Source organism: Ruminococcus sp. AF17-12 (genome assembly GCF_003479245.1).
GTDB classification, from domain to species: Bacteria; Bacillota; Clostridia; order Lachnospirales; family Lachnospiraceae; genus Blautia_A; species Blautia_A fusiformis.
Genome location: NZ_QUGY01000011.1, coordinates 20,490 through 41,477, shown reverse-complemented (window position 1 = coordinate 41,477; position 20,988 = coordinate 20,490). Strand labels below are relative to the sequence as shown.

Genomic DNA, 20,988 nt, shown 5'->3' with positions numbered 1-20,988 from the left:
ACCTTATTCATTCAACTCTTATCACTTATAACTTCGAATACACCCCACACCCAAAGGGCACAGATCTTCGGCGACGCCTGCGTTGGGCCGCCTGGCGGTATTCAACCGGAAAGGAGGCGTCACTGGCGCTTCCTCTCTTGCTGATCACTCAGCATTTATATATAAGAGGCATTTCTGCCGCTTATTAACTTGGTTTGTTGTTTTTCCGGAAGCTTTCCTGGCATTTACGGCCCAGGTTTCGGGCGCCGTTCAGGAAGCGGTTGACCTGATGGCCGTTCTGGCAGATGAATATGCTGCCCTGTTTTTTTCCGGTGGCTCCGCAGATGGAACATTGCTTTTCTGTTCCGTCGGCGCGTAGCTCAAGTACCAGGATCCCTTCTGCCCAGGCTTTGTATTTCAGATAATTCCGGATGCGGATACTTAAATGAAGGGGCGAATAATTGCCGCTTCTGTACATGGATATCCTGGAAAAATCTTCATCATACTCCGGCAGTACCAGTATCCAGGTGTGATTTTCTTTGCAGAAATCCATGATCTCCTTGCTGACCTGATGTGCATAATGTTCATTCAGGTGCTTGAGATGCATGTAATATTTCCTGTTTGGCTGACTGACGTTGTCTTTATCGGTAAATGCCCTGGATGCTTCTACTTTTTTCAGCAAAGCTTTGCAATGATGTCGGTATGCATTTCCACCTCTGCAGTTTTTCACAGCCAGCTGCCTGGATTCTTCATCCAGAACTGTGCATACTGCAAAGCTGTCCGTATTGGTAAAGCGGACGCTGCATACTCTGGCGCCTTCCTGCATTCGTTCCTTTGCTGTCCGGGCATCGGAGTTCTCCTGCTTGACAGGTACATGGAACATGAGCCATTTTTCCTCATGGACCAGTGTTGGTGAAAGGATCGCTGCTTCCTTTGGGAAGGGGCGTCCTGTAAGTCCGCAGAGTACCCAGATCCATTTCTTTCCGTTCCAGAGCTTCAGCACTACGGAGGTGTCTGTCAGGTCTCTGTACATTCCCTTGAAAAAGGTGATATTGGCATCGATCTTTTCGGGGAAGCTTTCTGCGCTTGCTGCGGTCTTTACTGCCATTGCAGCTTTGTTCATGGCAGATCTCCGAAAATAAACGGGGAGCTTTCCGCCTGGCGGGATGTACTTTGGTTCTCTTCCGTCTCTTCCGGGAACGGTGAGTTTTTCCAGATATCCCTGGATGGTTAGCAGATTTTCGGCCCAGAGCTCTTCGCTTTCTTTCAGGAGCTCATAGTAAAAGGCTACGGCTTCCCGATACAGGGCTTCGGTTGTTTCAATCATCTGCTTTTCCGGACAAAAGAGCCGCATTTTCCATGTTTTGATACTGTATCCTGTTTTCATGGCATCTCTTTCTGCTGTCAGGTATCGCTTAATATCTTCATTAGTCACAGACCAAAAAAGATATATTTTACAGCCATATGTAAGAATACCATTGATATTTTCCTTTGTCAAGGCGTGCCAAAGACATGAAGCATGCTAATAATGTCGTTTTTTAAGCATCATATGCAGCAGTTTTCTATCAAAAAGTAAATAAACAGTCTGATAATCATCGAAATCTAACATTAGTGGTCACTAAAAGTGGTCACTTTTTTCTTGCGTAAATCCGCGTAAAATCAATACTTTTCAAGCTTTTTTCCTTTTTCTTTCCAATTATTAGTGGTCAAAATCGTGGTCAGCTGTGCCGGAAAAGCCAGCATTTAACAGTGTTTCAGGCTTCTTTTCGCTAATGAAGATAATAAGCGACACAAATCCCATAATCCACGAGCTGTCCAAGGATATTTTCTCTTGTACCAGCTCTTTTTTTATGCCTATTCGACATTTCCCTCCCCAAATGCTATACTATACCCGCAGGCCACCTGATCTGGCTTTTGGCCTGCTAAATTTCAGAAAAGGATTTTTTCTATGGAGAGAATTATTACCTATACGATCTTAACCGGGGAGTCCGGGGAAAATATTCTTGGGTTTCTTCGGAAAAAGGGTTTTTCCAAACATATATTGACTACTATGAAGCGGGCGGAGCAGGCGATCCTGCTGAACGGGCAGCCGGCTTTTGGCAGAACGGTCCTGAGGGAGGGGGATGTTCTTCGGATCCTTGTTCCGGAGGAAGCCGGGGAGGGATCGGAGTCTTCTATCCTTCCGGTACCGCTGCCTCTTGATATCCTGTATGAGGATGAGGATATCCTTGTGCTAAACAAGCCTGCTGATATGCCTGTGCATCCCTCTGCCGGGAACTACGAGAATACGCTTGCCAACGGTGTTGCCTGGTATTATAAGCAGCAGGGGAAGGCTTTTGTCTACCGTTGCATCAACCGGCTGGACAGGGATACCACCGGGGTGCTGGTGCTTGCCAAGAACCCTCTGAGCGGGGCTCTTCTCTCTGCCCAGATGAAGCAGCGTCAGATCCGACGTACCTATCTTGCACTTACTGACGGGATCCCACCGGAAAGGGGTACGATCTCCGCCCCTGTTGCCAGAATGGATGCTTCTGTGATCACAAGGGAGGTTAATTTTGAGCGTGGGGAGGCTGCCGTGACTCATTATGAACGTCTTGCAGTCAGCAACGGATATGCTCTTGTGGAGCTGCATCTGGATACGGGGCGGACTCATCAGATCCGGGTGCATATGAAATATATCGGCTGTCCGCTGCCGGGGGATTTTCTGTATCATCCGGTTTTTGACCGGATCGGACGCCAGGCCCTGCATTCCTTCCAGCTGGAATTTGCTCACCCCATCACCGAGGAGCCTATGTGTTTCCTGGCACCTGTGCCTGAGGATTTCCGCAGAGCATTTCTACAATAAAAAAATCAGCTGTCCGGTAGGTGTTTCCTGCACCGGCAGCTGATTTTTTTGTTTTTATTTATTTTTTTTGTAGATCACAAGGAGTCCTTTGAGCAGAAGGTCCTCATCCAGAATGATTTCTTTCTTACAATGAGAAATGATCTTTTTTGCAAGACCGCCTGTTGCGATCACGGTTGTTTTCTCACCAAGCTCTTCTTCCACCCGGTCTATGATCCCGTCGATGGCTGCTGCGTTGCTGTAGAGCACGCCGCTTTTCATGCATTCGATGGTATTGCGCCCGATCACATGCTTCGGGGCATCGATGCTGATCCCGCTGAGCTGGGATGCTCTGGCTGTCAGTGCATCCAGGGATATTCCGATGCCAGGAAGGATCATTCCGCCAATGTATTGCTTTTTGCTGTTGACAACCGAAACTGTAGTGGCGGTTCCCATATCGATCACAATAAACGGAACCGGATATTCATTTAATCCTGCCACAGCGTCTGCCACAAGATCCGCGCCCAGCTGTCCGGGGTTGTCCATCATGATGTTCAGACCTGTTTTTACTCCTGGTCCCAGGACCATGACTTCTTTTTTGAGGATCTTTTCTGCTGCCAGCCTGGCAATGTTGGTGATCTGCGGGACTACAGATGAAATGATACAGCCTTCTATGTCTGCCTTTTTGATGTGGTAGATTTCCAGTAAGGTTTTCAGGTCTACGGCATATTCCAGTTCTGTTTTTGTTCTTACGGTAGCAAGTCTCTCGATGAAGTATGTTTTTTGATCATCGATGCAGCCCACGACTATGTTGGTATTTCCAATATCAATTGCTAATATCATAATTTTATTTTCCCCGTCTTTATGCTTTTGTCTTCTTACAACTGATCTGTGCAGATGGGATCAGATGTGCCTTGGAAAGTGCAGCTCCCACTGCTCCTGTGATCACTGTGGAGGAAATCATTTCGCATACTGCGTTGATCCCTACCATAAGACAGCAGCCGATGATGATGTTATGACCGCCCATCAGATTTTTTACATAATCGGTATTTCCGAACAGTCCTACAAGTGCTGCCATGAAGAACAGTGTATTCAGGAATGCGGAAAAGAATCCGGTTACTGCACATGCCACATAGGTATTGCTGACCTTTCGCATGCCTTTAAAAATATATCCGAGGCAGATACCGTCCAGAAGACGTGGGATGAAGCGCTGGATAAAGGCAAATACCGGATTGATACCGAAAAGCACAACTCCCATTGCACTGGAGCCGCCTACTCCGATGCACTGGAGAAAGCTGGTCAGGCCGAAGATCGCACCTGCCACGGCTCCTCCTACAGGTCCAAGGACGACTGCACTGATGGCTACCGGGATCACGTTAAAGGAAATGGCCAGTGGCCCGATGTTCAGATATCCCAGTGGTGTGTAGGCCATCAGCAGAAGGATCGCTGCCATCAGGCCGAGTAATGTAAGCTGCGCTGTTGTAAATCTGTTGTTTTTCATTTCTTCTCCTCCTTGTTACCGTTCCGCTCTGTGAATATTTCCGGAAATACAGCATTTCCCGGCGTTTTCTGCGGATACAATACGGTGATGGAAAGCGGTGATCTTTTTGTTCCGCTTTTCGTTGTTAAAACCGGCTCTCTGACCGGCTCTGTAGCTATGCTTCTGCCTTTGTGGTAAGCAGAAGGATCTTATCCAGGATCTTTAACGCTGCATCCTCCTTGCTCATAAGCGGGAGTGACACTTCTTCGTCCTGTGTGATCAGAGTCAGGACATTGGTATCTCCCTGGAATCCGGCGCCTTCTACCTTCAGGTTGTTGGCTGCCACCATATCCAGGTTTTTCTTCTCAAGCTTGGCTCTGGAATTGCGGAGCATGTCTCTGGTCTCCATGGAAAATCCGCAGAGGAACTGGCCCTGCTTTTTGTGCTGGCCCAGATATTTCAGAATGTCGTCTGTCCTCTCGAGCTCTATGGAAGCCTGATCGTCTTTTTTCTTAACCTTGTCTTCGCTGACCTGCTTCGGACGGTAGTCTGCCACTGCGGCAGCCTTGATGATGATGTCCTGTTCATCACTTAAGCCGGTGACTGCCTCGAACATATCTCTGGCAGATGTCACAGGTACGACCTTCACAAAAAGGGGCGGCTCAATGGCAGTAGGTCCGCTTACCAGCGTAACCTCCGCTCCTCTGAGCATGGCCATTTTTGCAATGGCGTATCCCATCTTTCCGGATGAATGGTTGGTGAGACAGCGGACCGGGTCGATGGCCTCCTGGGTAGGTCCGGCCGTTACCAGGAGCTTTTTGCCGGCAAGGTCTTTCTGGAAGGCGGCTTCCTTCAGGATATATTCCAGAAGGGTTTCCGGCTCCGGCATTTTTCCGGCTCCGGTGTCTCCGCATGCCAGGTAGCCGCTGGCCGGTGTGATCACCTCATATCCGTAGTTTTTCAGCTTCCGGATATTGTCCTGTACCACGGGATTCTCATACATGGCAGTATTCATGGCCGGTGAAAGAATTTTCTGACATCTGCAGGCCATTACCGTAGTGGTGAGCATATCATCCGCAAGGCCATTAGCCAGCTTTCCGATCACGTTTGCACTGGCTGGTGCGATCATCACAACATCTGCCTTCTTGGCAATGGATACGTGCTCTACCTGGAACTGAAAGTTCCGGTCAAAGGTATCCACCAGGCATTTATTCCCGGTCAGTGTTTCAAATGTGATCGGATTGATAAAGTTCGTTGCATTCTCTGTCATCAGTACATGAACATCTGCATGAAGCTTATGTAATGCACTTGCCAGATATGCGATCTTGTACGCAGCAATACTTCCTGTGATGCCAAGAAGCACTGTTTTCCCTTTCAGCATCCTTCTCCCTCCTGTCAGTCAACCATACGGATACTCTCGATCACCGGCTGCTGATCCTTTGCAATAGTTCCGTTGCCGTCTGTCGGTTTGGCATCCTTGCAGATCTGATCTACAATGTCCATCCCGGAGGTCACGTGTCCGAATGCAGCATAGTCGCCATCCAGATGTGTGGAATCGGACTGTACGATAAAGAACTGAGAGCTTGCGCTGTCCGGATCTGTGCTGCGGGCCATGGAAATGGTTCCTCTTACATGAGAAATATCGTTTTTCACTCCATTGCTGGAAAATTCGCCCTTGATGGTATCCTCTGCTCCGCCGGTTCCGTCTCCGTTTGGATCTCCGCCCTGGATCATAAATCCGTCAATGATCCGGTGGAAGGTCAGACCGTCATAAAAATTGTCCTGTACCAGCTTTACAAAATTTGTGACTGTGATGGGTGCGGTGTCTGCATCCAGCTCTACATCGATCTCGCCATAATCCTTTACGGTGATGGCAGCATGATGGGTTCCTGTCAGCTGCTGGCTGGTATCGATCACAGTTGTTCCTGCCATTTGTGCATCCTCGGAACCATCGGAAAATTCTCCGTCTGCGCTGTCTGTATCCTCTGTACTGTCTGCGGAGTTGTCTGCAGAAGCTTCGGTTTCATGTGAGGTGTCCTCTGCATCACCGGAAGTCTCCTGATCATCGGCGCTTTCTTCATGGTCTGAAAAGCCTGCCGCCTCAGCCTCCTCTTCGGATACTGCATTGGCTGCTGTCTCTTCATCTACGCCTGTCTGTCCTTCTGAGGTTTCTTCCTCCAGAGATTCTTCCTTCTGGTCTGCTTTGTCAGAAGTACTGTCTGTGCTTCCGCACCCGGAAAGCATTCCTGCGGTAAGAGCTGTCGCAAATAATACGGCTAAAACCTTACGTTTCATATTTATAAGTCCTCCTTATCAGATCCCGAAAACGCCTGTTCCGGCATTTTCAGGTGAGCTTTTCACTCTCCCCCTGTAAGCTTTTCTCAGTTTAACATCATCTTTTCATAAAGTCAACTTTGCACGGAACCAGGTGCAGGATTCCCTTTGTTTTGCCTTGTATCTCTTCCGGTTCTCTGCTAAAATCATGTATGGAGCTTATTATGGGCTCCGTACATATAAGAAAGTGAGGAATCAACATGGAAAAGATCACAAGTTTTACCATTGACCATATCAAGCTTCAGCCTGGCGTATACGTTTCACGTAAGGATCCGGTTGGAGATCAGGTGATCACTACCTTCGATATCCGTATGACTTCTCCCAATGAGGAGCCTGTTATGAACACAGCCGAGCTTCACACCATGGAGCATCTGGCAGCTACCTTCCTGCGGAACCATAAGGAGTTTGGCCCGAAGGTCATTTACTGGGGTCCTATGGGCTGCCGTACCGGAAATTATCTTCTTCTTAACGGGGATTATGAATCCAGAGATATCGTTCCGCTGATGATCGAGATGTTTGAATTTATCCGCGATTTTGAGGGTGAGATCCCGGGAGCTTCTCCCAAGGACTGCGGAAATTATCTGGATATGAACCTTGGCATGGCAAAATATCTGGCAAAGAAATTCCTGAACGAGGTTCTCTACGATATCAAACCGGACCGTCTTGTTTATCCAGAATGATCTGCGGGTACGATCCGCTGGTATGATCCTTGTGTTCTGAACGGACTATATGCCGAAACAAAAAAACAGGCTGCCTGTATCGATGTATTTCATCGGATACAGCTGCCTGTTTTTTATTATATCAAGGAGATATCTGCAATTGAAGCAGGATCAGGATTTCCCTGATCTGGTCAAAGCCTGTAGTCTGTGCTCTACTGTGCTGCTTCTGCGGTAGTATCTTCTGCGGTAGTATCTGCCGCCACTGCTCCTACCGGCGGTGTTGTGCTGACATAGTCACCGGATGCGTAGCAGGTCTGTCCATTATAATCCACACGGATCCATCCATTGTCACAGACACCGGTACACTTCAGGGATTCTCCGGAAAGGACACCTGCCACAAACTCTGCCTCTGCATTGGCGTCAGAACGTAAATTCACACCCTCCACTGCATAGTAGGTGGCATCCTGAGCCTGTACGTTGATGCCGCTTGGGGTCTGCTCCGTAGCTGCTGTCTGTGCTGAGGGATCTGCTGCCCCGGCTGTGGTGGAATCTGCCGCTGCTGCTCCGTCTGCTGTGGAATCTGCTGCTGCCTCCGGTGTAGGTGTTGCAGTTGCCTTCGGCTTCTCTGTGGGCTCCGGCGTCGGTGTGGAATCTACTACTGTTACCACTGCATCGGTTCCTTCCTCATATCCACAGCCCTGTGCAAGGAAAGCCGCGCCTATTATCAAAGCCATAATACATTTTTTCTTCATTTTATCTGATTCCTCCTTATACGCCGGTAAAAAATTCTCTGCGTCCAATATACACGATTCTGCAATATTATGCAAGTCCTGGCCGGTTCTTTCACATATTTACCGGCTCAAAAAGCACCCGGACAGTTCCGCCGCAGATCATCCCCAGATCTCCTGCCCCCTGTCCCAGCTCGTAAACCTTTGTTTCCGTATTTCGGATATTTACTGCGTGTTTTCCGGCTTCAAACTCCACTTTCCCGCCGCCGATGCTTCCTGCCGTGCTTCCGTCCCGGAATACGAACATCTTGCTCCCGGTTCCTCTTGGTGAGGAGCCCTTCTTCTCGATGATCGTAACCATGGTTCCCGGTGTCCTGCGGCGTACTGCTGCCTCCACCTCCTCATCACAGTAGGTGCGGAAATGCCGGTTCTTTTCCTGCACGATCTCTGCCATGATGCTCACGGCGATCTCCGCCGGCATCTGTCCTCCGATGGGAAGTCCGATGGGGGCATGGATCTGATCCAGCTGTTCCTCCGTAAAGCCCTCTTTCAGGAGCTTTTCCCTGGTGATCCGCACCTTTGTCCTGCTTCCGATCATTCCGAAATATGCAAAGGGTCTCTTAAGGATCGCTCTTGCACAGGCGGAATCTCCCAGATGGCCTCGTGTCACCACTACATAGTAGGCATTTTCATAGGGAGGGATCCTGTCGGACAGGGTATCAAACTCTCCAAAGATCCTCTCATCTGCCATGGGAAATCTTTCATCCGTCACAAATTCCTCCCGATCATCCATGACTGTTACATGAAAGCCCAGCATCCTGCCGATCTCTGCTACCGGAAGAGAAACATGGCCGCCACCCAGTATGATCAGCCTGGGATTCTTCTCGTAGGTTTCCACAAATATCTCCCGGTCTCCGTTTTTCACAACGCCGGTTTCCACAGCTGCTTCCACGGAAGCTTTCAGGAATTCTTCTGCTTCTTTATTTCTTTCTGCTCTCTTCGGATAAAAAAAGCTGCTTTCTTCCAAAAGATATTTCAGCCCGGCATCCTCTCCGTTCAGGAGGATTCCTGTTTTTACACGCCCTCTTTTTTCTACCACATCATATATTGTCTGATACATTCTCTGTGTCCTTTCTGTCCGTCTTTCGCTGTTTATTCCGCGGCAAGCTCCTTTACCGCCCCGGCAGCAGTGTCCACCTCTTCTTCCGTATTAAAATAAGAAAAGCTAAAGCGGACAGCTCCTGTTTTTTCGGTTCCCAGTGCTTTGTGCATCAGCGGTGCACAGTGGCCGCCGGCTCTTACACTGATCCCGTACTCTTCATCAAGGATCATGGCCACCTCTGCCGAATCCATCTCTGCAATATTCAGAGTCACCACAGGGGAGCGTTCTTCCCTGGAAAAATCTCCGTACAGGGTAACTCCCGGAATTTCCTTTACCTGGTCATAAAAACGCCACATCAGCTGCTGCTCTCTTTTTCGGATCTGTTCTGTTCCAATTTCGGTAATCCAGCTGATGGCTGCGCCAAGACCTGCGATCCCGTGGCTGTTCAGGGTGCCTGCCTCCAGTGTCTCCGGCATATCCTGCGGATGCTCTCTCTGAAAGGTGAGGACGCCGCTTCCGCCTACCTTCAGAGGCTCCACAGATACCCCCGGCCGAACGCAGATGGCGCCTGTGCCCTGGGGTCCCATAAGGCCCTTATGTCCGGAAAAGCAAAGAATATCTATATGATCTTTTTTCATGGAAATCGGAAATACTCCTGCTGTCTGGGCAGCATCCACAATAAAAAGCTTCTGGTGCTTCTGTGCGATCGCACCGATGGCATGGATATCATTGAGATTTCCTGTCAGATTGGAAGCGTGGGTACAGACGATCACCTTCGTCTCCGGACGGATGGCTGCTTCAAGCTCCGTAAGGGAGATCCGTCCCTTGCGGTCTGCCGGCAGGATCGTAAGCTTCATGCCTTTTTTTTCCAGGCGGTACAGCGGACGGAGCACACTGTTGTGATCCATCTCCGTACAGATCGCATGGATAGTTCCCTCCTCTGGATGAAGTGTTCCCTGCAGGGCGATATTGAGCGCTTCCGTGTCATTGGATGTAAAGGCCACACATTCCGGTCCCCATACGTCAAACATCTCCGCGATCTGGCATCTTGTATTGAAAATAAGCCTTGAGGCTGCCATTGCTTCGCTGCTGCTGCCCCTTCCGCTGTTTCCTGCATGCTGCATGGCTTCCACCACAGCACGTAGCACACAGTCCGGCTTATGAAAGCTTGTAGCCGCGTTATCCAGATAAATCATTTCATCCTCCTTGTGATTTTTATCAAATACCTTTATAATAAACTCTGGCTTTATTTTATACTATCCGAGGAGGTTTTCCAATGAAAAAAACATCTTTTTTCAACAGTCTGCCATTTAAGCTGCTGGTCGCTGTGATCCTGGGGATCATAGCCGGGCTTATCCTGAACCGGTACAGCACCAACGGAATCTCTATGGCAGTTCTTAATATCACAGTTACTATCAAGTACATTCTGGGCCAGCTCATTACCTTCTGCGTGCCGCTGATCGTGCTGGGATTTATCGCTCCGTCCATTACCAGGCTTGGCAAAAATGCTTCGCTGATGCTGGGTGTTGCGGTTGTCCTCGCTTACGGCTCCTCTGTTGGCGCAGCGCTTTTTTCCACAGCCTCTGGCTTTCTCATCATTCCACATCTGTCCATCCATTCCTATGCTGCAGGACTGAAGCGGCTGCCGGAGGTGATCTTTGAGCTGGAGATCCCGCAGATCATGTCCGTTATGAGTGCTCTTGTTTTTGCAATGATGCTGGGACTTGCCGCCACCTGGACAAAGGCGAAGCTGATCACTGGGCTCCTGGATGAATTTCAGAAAATCGTTCTTTCTCTGGTGGCTCGGATCATCATCCCCATTCTTCCGTTATTTATCGGCACTACCTTCTGCGGCCTTGCCTACGAGGGAACCATTACCAGACAGCTGCCTGTTTTTCTGAAGATCATCGTACTGGTCCTGGCCGGACATTTTATCTGGATGGCGCTTCTTTACATCCTTGCAGGAATCTATTCCGGAGAAAATCCTCTGGAGGTTGTCCGCCATTATGGTCCTGCCTATCTGACTGCCGTAGGGACCATGTCATCTGCAGCCACACTGGCCGTTGCACTGCAGTGTGCCTCCAAGGCAAAACCACTCCGTAAGGATCTGGTCAGCTTCGGGATCCCTCTGTTTGCAAACATCCATCTCTGTGGCTCCGTCCTGACAGAGGTTTTCTTCTGTATGGCGATTTCGAAGATCCTGTACGGCTCCGTTCCCACGCCGGGTACCATGGTTCTGTTCTGCCTTCTTCTGGGTATCTTTGCCATCGGAGCTCCCGGTGTTCCCGGAGGAACCGTCATGGCATCCCTTGGCATCATCACCGGAATACTGAAATTCGACAGCTCCGGCACTGCACTGATGCTTACCATCTTTGCACTGCAGGACAGCTTCGGTACCGCATGCAACGTGACCGGCGACGGTGCACTGACACTGATGCTTACCGGCTATGCAAAGCGTCATCATATTGAGGAGCAGCAGCTTGATGTGGAATTTTAAGTTCGGAGCTAAGTCAGACGGATATTTGCGATCCGATCCGCTTCGCTGCTTGCTCATAACCGGATATCAAGCGAATATCAACCAGATATCAAAAATGCCGCAGGCTTCAAAATGGCTCTGCGGCATTTCTGTGTATTTCTATTTGTTTCTGTCTGTTTCTGTAAGTTTCTATTGTTTCTATATGCTTTTGTTGTTTCTATATGTTTTTCTGTTTACGGGCGGATCACTTTTCCTGCTTTTGTGAGCTTTTCCGCTATGGTATACATATTTGTTACGGTTCCCACTGCCGGTTCCTTCAGTCCGTAGAAGTTCACGCAGGTTCCGCAGGTCAGGATCTCTGTTCCCTGCTCCTGTAAGGTCTTAAGGTCTTCGATACATGGTGAATCCTGTGCGGTAAGTCTGGCTCCGCCATTATAAAACAGCATAACTGACGGCGGTGTCTCCAGCTGTGTCAGCGCATACACAAATCCCTTGATCAGGATCCCGCCAAGCTCCGGATCTCCATCTCCCATCTTATCGGAAGTGATGGCAACGGTATAATCTCCCTGCGGAACAGCCGGTGTGCAGACGATCTCAGGCTCTGCCTGACTTCTTGCAGCAGGATCAGATTTTACTGTCATATTGATCTCGTAACCACCTTCTGTTTTTCTGGATACGAAGCTGCATCCGGTACTTCCGGCAAGTCTGCTCAAATTGTTTACTGCTGTTTCATTATCTACCAGGATCAAGATCTCGTCTCCCTGCTCTGCCTTGTCAAGGATCTTCTTGGTCATCACAACCGGGATCGGACACTGTTTCCCCATTGCATCTACTGTGTGCTTCATACGTACTTCTCCTGTATTCTGTGATTTTTTTATAATTGCTGTTTTATTATTGCTGTTTTATTATAATTACTGTTTTATCATTATTGCTTTTTCGCAGTTCTCTTTTCTTTGATCTTTTATTTCTGCTCCAGCTCATGGGCCTGTTTGAAGATCTCACAGGCGCCTGTGTTTACACATCTTTCATGTGCGCAGTCCATAAAGGTCAGCTTCCTGCTGCTGTCCTCCTGCCGTGTATACTCACAGCAGACGGTTTCGCCCCCGTTCATGGTACGGCAGAAACCGGATATAAATTCCTCTTCGATCTCCATTCCTATCCCTCCGTCGGATTCTCAGTAATCTGGGCAGGTGTGATCTCCTCCAGCATTCCTGTTTCATTGTAGGCTTCAAACTGTTCCTCGATCTTTCCAAGGATATCTGCATACTGACAGAAGGCCTCCGCAAGCTCATCCCTATGTTCCGGAAGCTTCTTGTAACAGACACGGTGCTCCATGCTTGCCCAGAGATCCATGGTCATCGTCCTCAGCTGGATCTCCACCGGAAAATACTCCATGGTATCCAGATAGTATACCGGAACTGCGATGATCACGTGAAAGCTGCGGTACCCATTAGGCTTTGGATTCTGTATGTAATCCTTCTCCCTGATAAAGATCAGCTCACTCTGCCGCTTCAGCGCATTTACGAGATTATATATATCATCAATAAAGTAGCAGATTACACGGATTCCGGCGATATCCCGGAGATGATCCTTGGCGTTCTGCACACTGTCCGAATGTCCCAGCTTCTCCAGCTTCTTTTCGATGCTCTTCTTGGATTTGATCCGTTCCTGGATATTGTGGATCGGAGATACGGAAGACTTCTGATACAGGCTTCCGTTGAGCACTTCAAGCTTGGCGCGCATGATCTGACATGCGTTCTGGTATGGCTGGATGCAATCGTAATACTGTTCGTTTGTCATGAAAAACCCTCTTTCGCGTTTGCTCAGAATATACTTGTATCTTACCGGACAAATGTGAGCAATCTGTAGTGATTTCCTAAGATTTTCCTGACCATTTTATAAAAAATCCATAAAGCCTCCGGCATCAGTCTGAAAGCTTATGGATAAAAAGACCACTGCGGAGCTTCGGTTCAAACCAAGTGCTCTTTGGCGGCATAAGCTTACCCTCGTCTGCGATCGTCATCAGCTCCTCCATGGATGTAGGATACATGGCAAAGGCAGCTCCTCCTGTCTCATCTGCAGCTGCTGCCAGATCCTTCAGCCGGTGGTTTCCTCCCATAAAGCGGATCCTCTCATCGGTACGCGGGTCACTGATCCCCAGAACCGGCCCCAGGACCTTATCCTGAAGAATAGATACATCCAGCTGCCCTACGCTGTCTTTACCCGCATAGATATCCGGATATGCCTTCAGATGGAACCATTCTCCGTCTACATACAGCCCGAAGCAGTGTTTCTCCACCGGTTTACATGGAAATCCCGGCATTGCCATCAGCTCAAAATTAAATTTCATGCTTCCGATAAAGGCTTTGGGTTCCATACCCTTGATATCCTTTACGATCCTGTGATACGGAAGGATGGTCAGCTGGTCATACGGAAATACCACCGACAGGAAAAAGTTAAATTCTTCTTTTCCTGTGTAGTCCGGATGCTCCGCTCTTCTCTTCTGTCCAACCTTTACTGCGGAGGCTGCTCTGTGGTGGCCATCTGCAATATAGATAGAGGAAATCCCGCCAAAAAGACTATGTATAGTCCGGATCTTTTCTTCCTCATCTACAACCCATACACGATGTGTGATCTCATCATCGGAAGTAAAATCATACACAGGAGCATGTGCATTTTTCCATTCTTCCATAAGAGTAAGAAGCTCTGCCGGATATCTGCACGCCAGAAAAATAGGGCCTGTGTTGGCATCACAGACATCCACATGACGGATGCGGTCCTGCTCCTTATCCTCTCTTGTAAGCTCATGCTTTTTGATCACACCATTCATGTAATCATCAATGGAGCTGACACCTACGATCCCGGTCTGGGATCTTCCCTTACGGATCAGTTCATACAGATAATAGTTCGGTTTCTCATCCTGGATCAGGATCCCTTCTTTCTGGAAACGATCCAGATTTTCCCTTGCCTTCTGATAAACCATCGGATCATAAAGATCAGTTTCTGGATCCAGATCCATCTCTGCACGGTCTATATGGAGAAAAGATTCCGGATTTTTTTCCCCGATCTCTCGCGCTTCCTCTCTGCTGACTACGTCATAGGGAAGTGCAGCCACCTTTTCTGCTTTTTCCGAAGCAGGTCTTACTGCCCGAAATGCCTGAAATAAAGCCATTATGTTTTCCTCTCATTCCTGTCCGGCTATACGCCGGCCCTTCTTAAGATTTCTGCTTAGTTTGCAGAAAAATCATCCTGTCCATTCTAACACATATCAAAATTTCCCGCAAACCTTTATCCGGCCCGTCTTATGCCTTACGTTTGTTCAGCTCCGGCAGTACTGTCGCCAGCATGGTGAAAAAGCATGCACAGCCGCCTACAAGGTTGGAAACCGGTTCCGCCCAGAACACGCCGTCTGTTCCCAGGCCATTCACATGAGGCAGCAGGACCGTCAGCGGCACTACGATCACTACCTTTCGAAACAGGGAGAAAAAGGTGGCCTTTTTTGCCTTTCCCAGTGCCACGAACACGCTTTGTCCGGTAAACTGCAATGCCATAAAGCAGAAGCCGAAAAAGTAAATATGAAGGGAGGGAACTCCCTTTTCCAGAAGCCCGGGATCGCTGTTAAAGATCCGGATAAAAAATTCCGGAAGTAGCTTCAGGATTCCCCAGCCTGCCAGGGTATAGATCACACAGACAGCTGTAATAAATTTAATTGCTTTTTTGACTCTGTCGTATGCTTTTTCTCCATAATTGAAGCTCATGACCGGAGAAGCACCTGTAGTAAGCCCATGGACCGGCATGGTGAAAATGTCACGGACAGAATTTAAAACTGTCATGACACCAACGTAGATATCACCACCCCAGGTCTGGAGTGTGGCATTGCATACCACCTGCACAAGACTGTTTGTAAATGCCATAAAAAAACCGGACATACCCAGGCTTACGATACTGCCCACTCTTTTCCAGGAGATCCTCATGGCGTTTTTTTTCAGGTTCAGGATCGCCTTTTTTCCTGTAAGGAAGCGTAAGACCCAGATGGCGGAACAGAACTGGGAAATGATAGTAGCCAAAGCCGCTCCCCGGACTCCCATGTGCATTCCAAAGATAAACAGGGGATCCAGAAGAATGTTCAGTACAGCACCGATCAGTATCGTGAGCATCCCTGTGTTTCCAAAGCCCTGGCTGTTGATAAACGGGTTCATTCCCAAAGTAATCATCACAAACAGGGTTCCCAGAAGATAGATCCTTATGTAGTCTGCCGCATAGGAAAAGGTTACATCACTGGCGCCAAAGGCATAGAGGATCGGTCTGTAAAAGATAAGGCCAATGGCTGTCAGGATCACTCCTGTGCCGATCAGCATCACAAAGGTGTTTCCCATGAGCATTTCTGCTTCTTCCCGGTTTCCTCTTCCCCTTTCCATGGAGCAAAGCGGTGCTCCTCCATTTCCAAAAAGATAGGTAAATGCGGTGATCAGGGTGATAATAGGAAAACACAGTCCCACTCCTGTCAGTGCAGTGGCTCCGATCTCAGGAATCCTTCCGATATAGATCCGGTCTACAATGTTGTAAAGGAGGTTCAGGATCTGTGCAATGATCATCGGCACAGCCACCTCCATAATGTTACGATAGACATTTCCTGTTGAAAAGTCTGTCTGATGTGTCTGCATTTCTTTACACCTTCCTGCTTTTTTACTATTGTAAATAATACTATATCTGATATGCAAAGTAAATATTTCCCTGTAAGGCTGCTGTGGAAATATCAGACGTTACTGTTTGTTCACTGTAATATCCCGCAAGGTGTTTTTTGTGAGCAAAGATCACAGAAAACCCGAGACATACCGCGCGAACTTATGCGATCAGCATAAATTCTGTACATCGCGAAGCATGTTGCTGAAAACGGAATGGACAGTAACTATCTGATTATCCGTGTATTTATTTCTTGCTATTTTTGTCTAAAAAAGTTATAATAAAGCCATAAAAACGGTAATGATTCCACGTAAAATCGGTCAAAAAACCACATCACTGGGAATCTGTTCCGCATGGAGGTATTTTTATGGATAATAATTATAAGGGCATGGCTGTAGGTGTTTTTGAGCTTGATAACCTGGTTGCCTGTTTTGTTGCTCTTGATGCTGCTTCCAAAGCAGCCAATGTCAGGATCCAAAGTGTTGAGCGTAACCGTCTGAAGAGTGGCGCCTGTGTCAAGATGCGTGGTTCTGTTTCTGACGTTAATGCAGCTATGGAGGTTGCGCTGGAGGCAGCCAAACCTCTTGGTAAGGTTGTTTCTCATACTGTGATCGCTTCTCCTTCTGAGGATACTGAGATTGCACTGAAGATGACGATCAATAAATAAAGGGGGCGACGGATTTATGAATTATGGTGCTTTTGGTTTAGTTGAGGTTGTTGGCAGCAGTAATGCAATCCTGGTGATCGACCAGATGCTGAAGACTTCTGATGTTTCTTTTCTTACCTGGCAGACAAAGTGTGGTGGACATGCCACTGTTTTTCTGACCGGTGATGTTTCTGCCGTTACAGCTGCCATTGACAGTGTAAAGGGAAACCCGCCTTGTGAGATCGTAGCTTCAGCAGTGATCTCCAATCCTTCCGGTGAGACGGTTCGTCTGGCTGAGGAAGAAGCGGCTAAGAATCATTTTATTTGAGCTTTGTCTACCTTATAATTATAAATTATAACGAACGTACGCAGGGAACCGCCCTGGCGTAGCGGGAAGGGCTTCGTCGTCCGCTGACTTCTAAGGTGCTGCGGCTTCTGCTAAAACCATTCCAAAAAGTTCTGAACTCGCGTCCAGACGCTCAGACAGCAGAACTTTTTGGAATAACGCAGAAACCACAGCACCTAAGAATCAGCAGGACTCCTGCAGAACATCCCGCCACGCCAGGGCGGTTCCCTGCTGGCTTTTGTATGCGTGAAAATTGCCTCAGACACGGTGCTTTCACACATCAGCCGGTGCTTTCATCATCGATGCTCTGCTTCTACAAACTTCACACTTTCACTCTAGCCTATCTCCCCTTTCGCACGTCAGCCGGCGAGGTAGCGTCTGGTTTGGGCTGGCTCTGCAGGAGGGGTGCGCTTCTTAGGCGGTGGGAATCTGCGTTGCTGGAAAAAATCCAGCTGTTTGAGCGACGCAGGAGCGAGTTCTGGATTTTTTTCAGCGGTTTTAGCAGATTTCCACCGCCTTAGAAGCCAGCCCCCGACGAAGCCCCAGCCCAAACCAGACGGTACCTCACCGGCGTCCGTCCGCAAAATCCACATCCACCATCTCCCTTCCATCTTCCACCTTCATCACAGCCACATCCCCCCGATGTGCCACAACCACCCTCTTCCCTCCGACATCACCGGAAAGTTCCATCAGCTCCCCATAATACTTCTTCGAAAAAACACAGGGATTCCCGGTCTTCCCATCATGCTCCACACAGGCGATCCCCTTCCCATCTCTCAAAAACACATCCACCAGTCCAAAAACCGTCTCCCACCGCAACCACGGCTGATCTGCCACCGTAAACAAACAAGCATCCATCTCCCGGTTGACCCGCAGCCCGATCTTCAGTGAGGAAGATATCCCCTCATCCGGATGCAGATTATAAAGAAAACGCGCGCCAAGCTTCTCTGCTTCCTGCGCGATCTCCTCATACTGTGTGACAACTGTGATCTCACACCTGTGCCCCTGTTCCTCCAGTGCTGCTTTCACTTTTTTCAGTTCCAGGAGGATATGCCTGTACATCGGCATTCCGTCTATCCCGTACAGCAGCTTATTGCTTCCAAACCGCCGGCTGTTTCCTGCTGCCAGCATGATCAGTCCCAGTTTCATATCACCGCTCCACTTCCTTTCGATTCTAGTACAGCGAATATTAAGTAACCGCCATATTGACTTGCCTGATTTTTCATCTGCTGCGTTGTCGTCAATCGTCGTAGCCACCGCTACGCCTCATTCCTCCGCCTTGCAGATGAAGAAATCATCCTGCGTCAATATAGCAGAAACTTAATTTTCGCTGTACTAGCTGTTTACACTTCTCTGCAGGCTTCCGCAGATCACCATGATCCCAGACTCCTGACCTTGTGCCATAAGCTTCTCCGCCACACAAGGATCCTCCAGAGTATCTGCCTTGTTCAGATATGCAAGAAATCTTCGCCCGTCCACGCCTTTTTGCAATCCGTCTTCAGACCGGATGATCTTCCACACATCCATCCATGTCACAGGCTCATCTGTACGCTTTCCCAGAAATCCCGCCACATCATCCGGACGGTGTGCCGTATCACAGATCCTTTTGCCGATGCAGTCAAAACCGATCACTCCTACTACCATATCTGCAAAAGAAGGGATCACCGGCTCATGAACAGCCGGCACTTTAAGGGGTCGGCGCCTGGATCCGTCAGCTTCCACAAGAAGAAGATCACAAAAGCCGGGCAGCTTTTCCAGGATCTCCTTTTCGGGGCCGGAAATCTTTGGCTGCCCGGCCTTGTGATGAGCCGCGATGACGTATCCGTATTGTTCTATAAGCCGGCATGCTCCCGGAATGTCCTCTGCCTCCGCAAAAGGACGTTCCGGTTCCCATGCCATATGCGTGGTTGTGGTCACGATCACACGTTTTCCCTGTCCGGAAAATATTTCTGCCAGTCCAAGGATCAGACTGGTTTTTCCGCCGCCTCCTGTGAATGCCACAGTAAGCGCTTTTTCATTTTTCTTCATGACACACTCCATTTATCTTCTAACTTCTTTCAGGGACACCAGGCTCTGTATCGGTCACAGATTCTCATTCCTCACAGCTTTCTCTGTTCCCGGAAGCACTCCGCAGGAAAGCAGCACCTCCAGTACTCCCCCTGCGATACACCTCGCCTTGTCTGAGATCGTAAAACAGTTTTTCTTCTGTTCTGCCCTTGGGTCGATGTCCGCGATCTTCATTCCCTCAAAAACAAGGTAGCCGTCCCGGATCAGCCCCCGGATCACGCCGGAAATGGTAGCCTTCACCGGCGTATCACCTACCATGGCGATCACCTGGTCTTTTTCAACAAGATCTGCGATCTGACAGATGTTTTTCATGTTACCGGCTGCCGGTGAATGGATCACACGTTCCTTTCCGATCCCTGCGATCAGTCCCGGCACACCGGTATTCGGCAGAGCACTGCCTTTTTTTATGATCCTTCCCAGGTTATGGCCACGCATGGTCTCGATCACGTAATCCACATCCTCCCCTGCGGTAAAGCCCGGGCCAAGTCCCACAGTCAGTGGTGCCATATCCCTGCTGGTCCCAAGATTCTTTTTTGCAAGGATGGCATCGATCACTGCCTCCGGCTCCAGTTCGCGGATATGTTTTCCATGGGTATCTGTCAGAAGGGGGATCTCTCCCTGTGCCCAGCATTTCCTGCACTGGGTCCGGATATCGTTCTCCGTGATCCTCCTGCACACAACGCCTTCTACCTCTGCAGTTCCGTCATAAACAGCTTCACAGAAAGCCACATGACGGCGGATGGCACTTGGACGGTCACATTCCAGGATCAGGACCTGATAGCCACTCTGATGAAGCTTGTGGATCACTCCTGTGGCCAGATCTCCGCCACCTCTCACAAGGATCATTTTATCAGTAAATGCCGCTGTTTTCATCTTCATACACCTGCTGTCCGTTTCTCGGCATTCCTGCCGCAAGAGTATCATAAAGCTCCGCATAGGTTGCATCCTTATACGGGGATACATAAAAGAGTCCCGCGATCCCGGCCGTAATTGCCGAAAGGACAGACCAGGGAATAAAGGAAAGATCCAGGATAAAGGTATCCATCTTCTGTCCGTTCATCATCTCACGGCTTTTTGCAAACACTTCCTTTGTGCTCATATCCGGATATTCCGCAAGAAGATAAGGGATCATCTTATATTCGTAGGATTTTACCACTCCGGGAATAATAAAAAGCAGCGTCCACAATACAAGATACAGGTCCCGTAAAAACATGGTTTTTACGATATTACCGTAATTCCCGGAACGAAATACACTGAGGAGCTTTCCGGGCCCGGGTACAGAATAAAGGTTCTCAATGTAAAAATCTCTTCCGCCTACCTCCAAAACATTTCCCACAAAGAAATGAAAAAGAATTCCGATCAGAGCCACAGCTACCACGGCACTGGCACTCAGAAGTGCAAAAAGCACTGCCAGTGGGGAGCGAAATACATGGCTGACATAAGAAGTAACACCATTGATATCCGTACCCAAACGATACGTTGTAACACCGTAGTCCGGACTTACCACATTTCCGGCACGGCCAGTGGCCGCACCGCTTCCGCCGGTTGCCATCACAATAGCCAGCACCAGACTTACCAGTACTGCTGACCAGTAATTTTTTTTGAATGCCTGTTTTCCGCGCCATTTCAAGTCACTGCGTTTCCAGCTGATCTTCTGCTCATTCATA

22 protein-coding genes are annotated in these 20,988 nt (G+C 48.8%); 5 read left to right on the top strand and 17 right to left on the bottom strand.

The features are described 5' to 3' along the window. Positions 1-184 precede the first annotated feature (184 nt). Positions 185-1,366 (bottom strand): zinc ribbon domain-containing protein, encoded by a 1,182-nt coding sequence (locus DWW77_RS12430; protein ID WP_118608846.1) that lies wholly within the window; start codon positions 1,364-1,366, stop codon positions 185-187. Positions 1,367-1,927: 561 nt separating this feature from the next. Between DWW77_RS12430 and DWW77_RS12425 the strand changes: the two genes are divergently transcribed. After that, positions 1,928-2,824, top strand: a complete 897-nt coding sequence (locus DWW77_RS12425; RefSeq protein ID WP_118608803.1) for an RluA family pseudouridine synthase — start codon at positions 1,928-1,930, stop codon at positions 2,822-2,824. 54 nt (positions 2,825-2,878) lie between these two features. On the opposite strand, the gene DWW77_RS12420 is transcribed toward DWW77_RS12425, so the two are convergent. The 4 genes from DWW77_RS12420 to DWW77_RS12405 form a co-directional block, all read right to left on the bottom strand. Beyond that, positions 2,879-3,643: a type III pantothenate kinase gene (locus DWW77_RS12420; protein WP_092069061.1), complete on the bottom strand. Its 765-nt coding sequence runs from the start codon at positions 3,641-3,643 to the stop codon at positions 2,879-2,881. Positions 3,644-3,662: 19 nt separating this feature from the next. Beyond that, positions 3,663-4,301 (bottom strand): ECF transporter S component, encoded by a 639-nt coding sequence (locus DWW77_RS12415; RefSeq protein WP_118608802.1) that lies wholly within the window; start codon positions 4,299-4,301, stop codon positions 3,663-3,665. 154 nt (positions 4,302-4,455) lie between these two features. Next, positions 4,456-5,661, bottom strand: coding sequence for a bifunctional phosphopantothenoylcysteine decarboxylase/phosphopantothenate--cysteine ligase CoaBC (gene coaBC, locus DWW77_RS12410; RefSeq protein ID WP_118608801.1), 1,206 nt, complete (start codon positions 5,659-5,661; stop codon positions 4,456-4,458). 14 nt (positions 5,662-5,675) lie between these two features. After that, complete coding sequence (locus tag DWW77_RS12405) at positions 5,676-6,575, bottom strand: peptidylprolyl isomerase (RefSeq protein ID WP_118608800.1); 900 nt, start codon at positions 6,573-6,575, stop codon at positions 5,676-5,678. A gap of 239 nt (positions 6,576-6,814) precedes the next feature. Here DWW77_RS12405 and DWW77_RS12400 point away from each other — a divergent pair, with 239 nt between their 5' ends. After that, positions 6,815-7,294 carry an S-ribosylhomocysteine lyase gene (locus tag DWW77_RS12400; protein WP_110102220.1) on the top strand — a complete coding sequence of 160 codons (480 nt, stop codon included), beginning with the start codon at positions 6,815-6,817 and terminating at the stop codon, positions 7,292-7,294. Between the two features lie 191 nt (positions 7,295-7,485). On the opposite strand, the gene DWW77_RS12395 is transcribed toward DWW77_RS12400, so the two are convergent. From DWW77_RS12395 to DWW77_RS12385, 3 genes are all read right to left on the bottom strand, one after another. Continuing rightward, entirely contained in the window at positions 7,486-8,025 is a 540-nt protein-coding gene (locus DWW77_RS12395) for an SH3 domain-containing protein (protein ID WP_110102218.1), read from the bottom strand. Positions 8,026-8,116: 91 nt separating this feature from the next. Continuing rightward, positions 8,117-9,121 (bottom strand): XdhC family protein, encoded by a 1,005-nt coding sequence (locus tag DWW77_RS12390; RefSeq protein ID WP_110102216.1) that lies wholly within the window; start codon positions 9,119-9,121, stop codon positions 8,117-8,119. 32 nt (positions 9,122-9,153) lie between these two features. After that, positions 9,154-10,299 (bottom strand): aminotransferase class V-fold PLP-dependent enzyme, encoded by a 1,146-nt coding sequence (locus tag DWW77_RS12385; protein WP_110102214.1) that lies wholly within the window; start codon positions 10,297-10,299, stop codon positions 9,154-9,156. A gap of 80 nt (positions 10,300-10,379) precedes the next feature. Between DWW77_RS12385 and DWW77_RS12380 the strand changes: the two genes are divergently transcribed. Then, complete coding sequence (locus DWW77_RS12380; RefSeq protein WP_118608799.1) at positions 10,380-11,600, top strand: dicarboxylate/amino acid:cation symporter; 1,221 nt, start codon at positions 10,380-10,382, stop codon at positions 11,598-11,600. 212 nt (positions 11,601-11,812) lie between these two features. Here the strand turns inward: DWW77_RS12380 and yedF are convergent, their stop codons facing one another. From yedF to DWW77_RS12355, 5 genes are all read right to left on the bottom strand, one after another. Beyond that, positions 11,813-12,424: a sulfurtransferase-like selenium metabolism protein YedF gene (gene yedF, locus DWW77_RS12375; protein ID WP_015524772.1), complete on the bottom strand. Its 612-nt coding sequence runs from the start codon at positions 12,422-12,424 to the stop codon at positions 11,813-11,815. 116 nt (positions 12,425-12,540) lie between these two features. After that, a complete protein-coding gene (locus DWW77_RS12370; RefSeq protein WP_015524771.1) occupies positions 12,541-12,732 on the bottom strand; it encodes a hypothetical protein in 192 nt (63 codons plus the stop codon). Positions 12,733-12,734: 2 nt separating this feature from the next. Further along, complete coding sequence (locus DWW77_RS12365) at positions 12,735-13,379, bottom strand: GTP pyrophosphokinase (RefSeq protein ID WP_015524770.1); 645 nt, start codon at positions 13,377-13,379, stop codon at positions 12,735-12,737. A 124-nt stretch (positions 13,380-13,503) separates the two neighbouring features. After that, positions 13,504-14,751, bottom strand: a complete 1,248-nt coding sequence (locus DWW77_RS12360) for a DUF1015 domain-containing protein (RefSeq protein ID WP_118608798.1) — start codon at positions 14,749-14,751, stop codon at positions 13,504-13,506. A gap of 130 nt (positions 14,752-14,881) precedes the next feature. Continuing rightward, positions 14,882-16,243, bottom strand: coding sequence for an MATE family efflux transporter (locus DWW77_RS12355; protein WP_118608797.1), 1,362 nt, complete (start codon positions 16,241-16,243; stop codon positions 14,882-14,884). Positions 16,244-16,629: 386 nt separating this feature from the next. Between DWW77_RS12355 and DWW77_RS12350 the strand changes: the two genes are divergently transcribed. Continuing rightward, entirely contained in the window at positions 16,630-16,929 is a 300-nt protein-coding gene (locus DWW77_RS12350; RefSeq protein WP_015524766.1) for a BMC domain-containing protein, read from the top strand. 16 nt (positions 16,930-16,945) lie between these two features. Next, positions 16,946-17,236, top strand: coding sequence for a BMC domain-containing protein (locus DWW77_RS12345; RefSeq protein WP_118608796.1), 291 nt, complete (start codon positions 16,946-16,948; stop codon positions 17,234-17,236). 582 nt (positions 17,237-17,818) lie between these two features. On the opposite strand, the gene DWW77_RS12335 is transcribed toward DWW77_RS12345, so the two are convergent. The 4 genes from DWW77_RS12335 to DWW77_RS12320 all read right to left on the bottom strand — a co-directional run bounded on the left by DWW77_RS12335 (position 17,819) and on the right by DWW77_RS12320 (position 20,987). Beyond that, the gene (locus DWW77_RS12335; protein WP_195273493.1) at positions 17,819-18,511 is read right to left on the bottom strand and encodes a nucleotidyltransferase family protein; all 693 of its coding nucleotides are present in this window, start codon (positions 18,509-18,511) and stop codon (positions 17,819-17,821) included. A gap of 78 nt (positions 18,512-18,589) precedes the next feature. Then, a complete protein-coding gene (gene yqeC / locus DWW77_RS12330) occupies positions 18,590-19,282 on the bottom strand; it encodes a selenium cofactor biosynthesis protein YqeC (RefSeq protein ID WP_022426462.1) in 693 nt (230 codons plus the stop codon). 54 nt (positions 19,283-19,336) lie between these two features. Beyond that, positions 19,337-20,194 carry a selenium-dependent molybdenum cofactor biosynthesis protein YqeB gene (gene yqeB, locus DWW77_RS12325; protein ID WP_118608793.1) on the bottom strand — a complete coding sequence of 286 codons (858 nt, stop codon included), beginning with the start codon at positions 20,192-20,194 and terminating at the stop codon, positions 19,337-19,339. After that, on the bottom strand, positions 20,172-20,987 hold the full coding sequence (locus tag DWW77_RS12320) for a DUF975 family protein (protein ID WP_118608792.1): 816 nt from the start codon (positions 20,985-20,987) through the stop codon (positions 20,172-20,174). The genes yqeB and DWW77_RS12320 overlap by 23 nt, the downstream gene beginning before the upstream one ends. Position 20,988 lies beyond the last annotated feature (1 nt).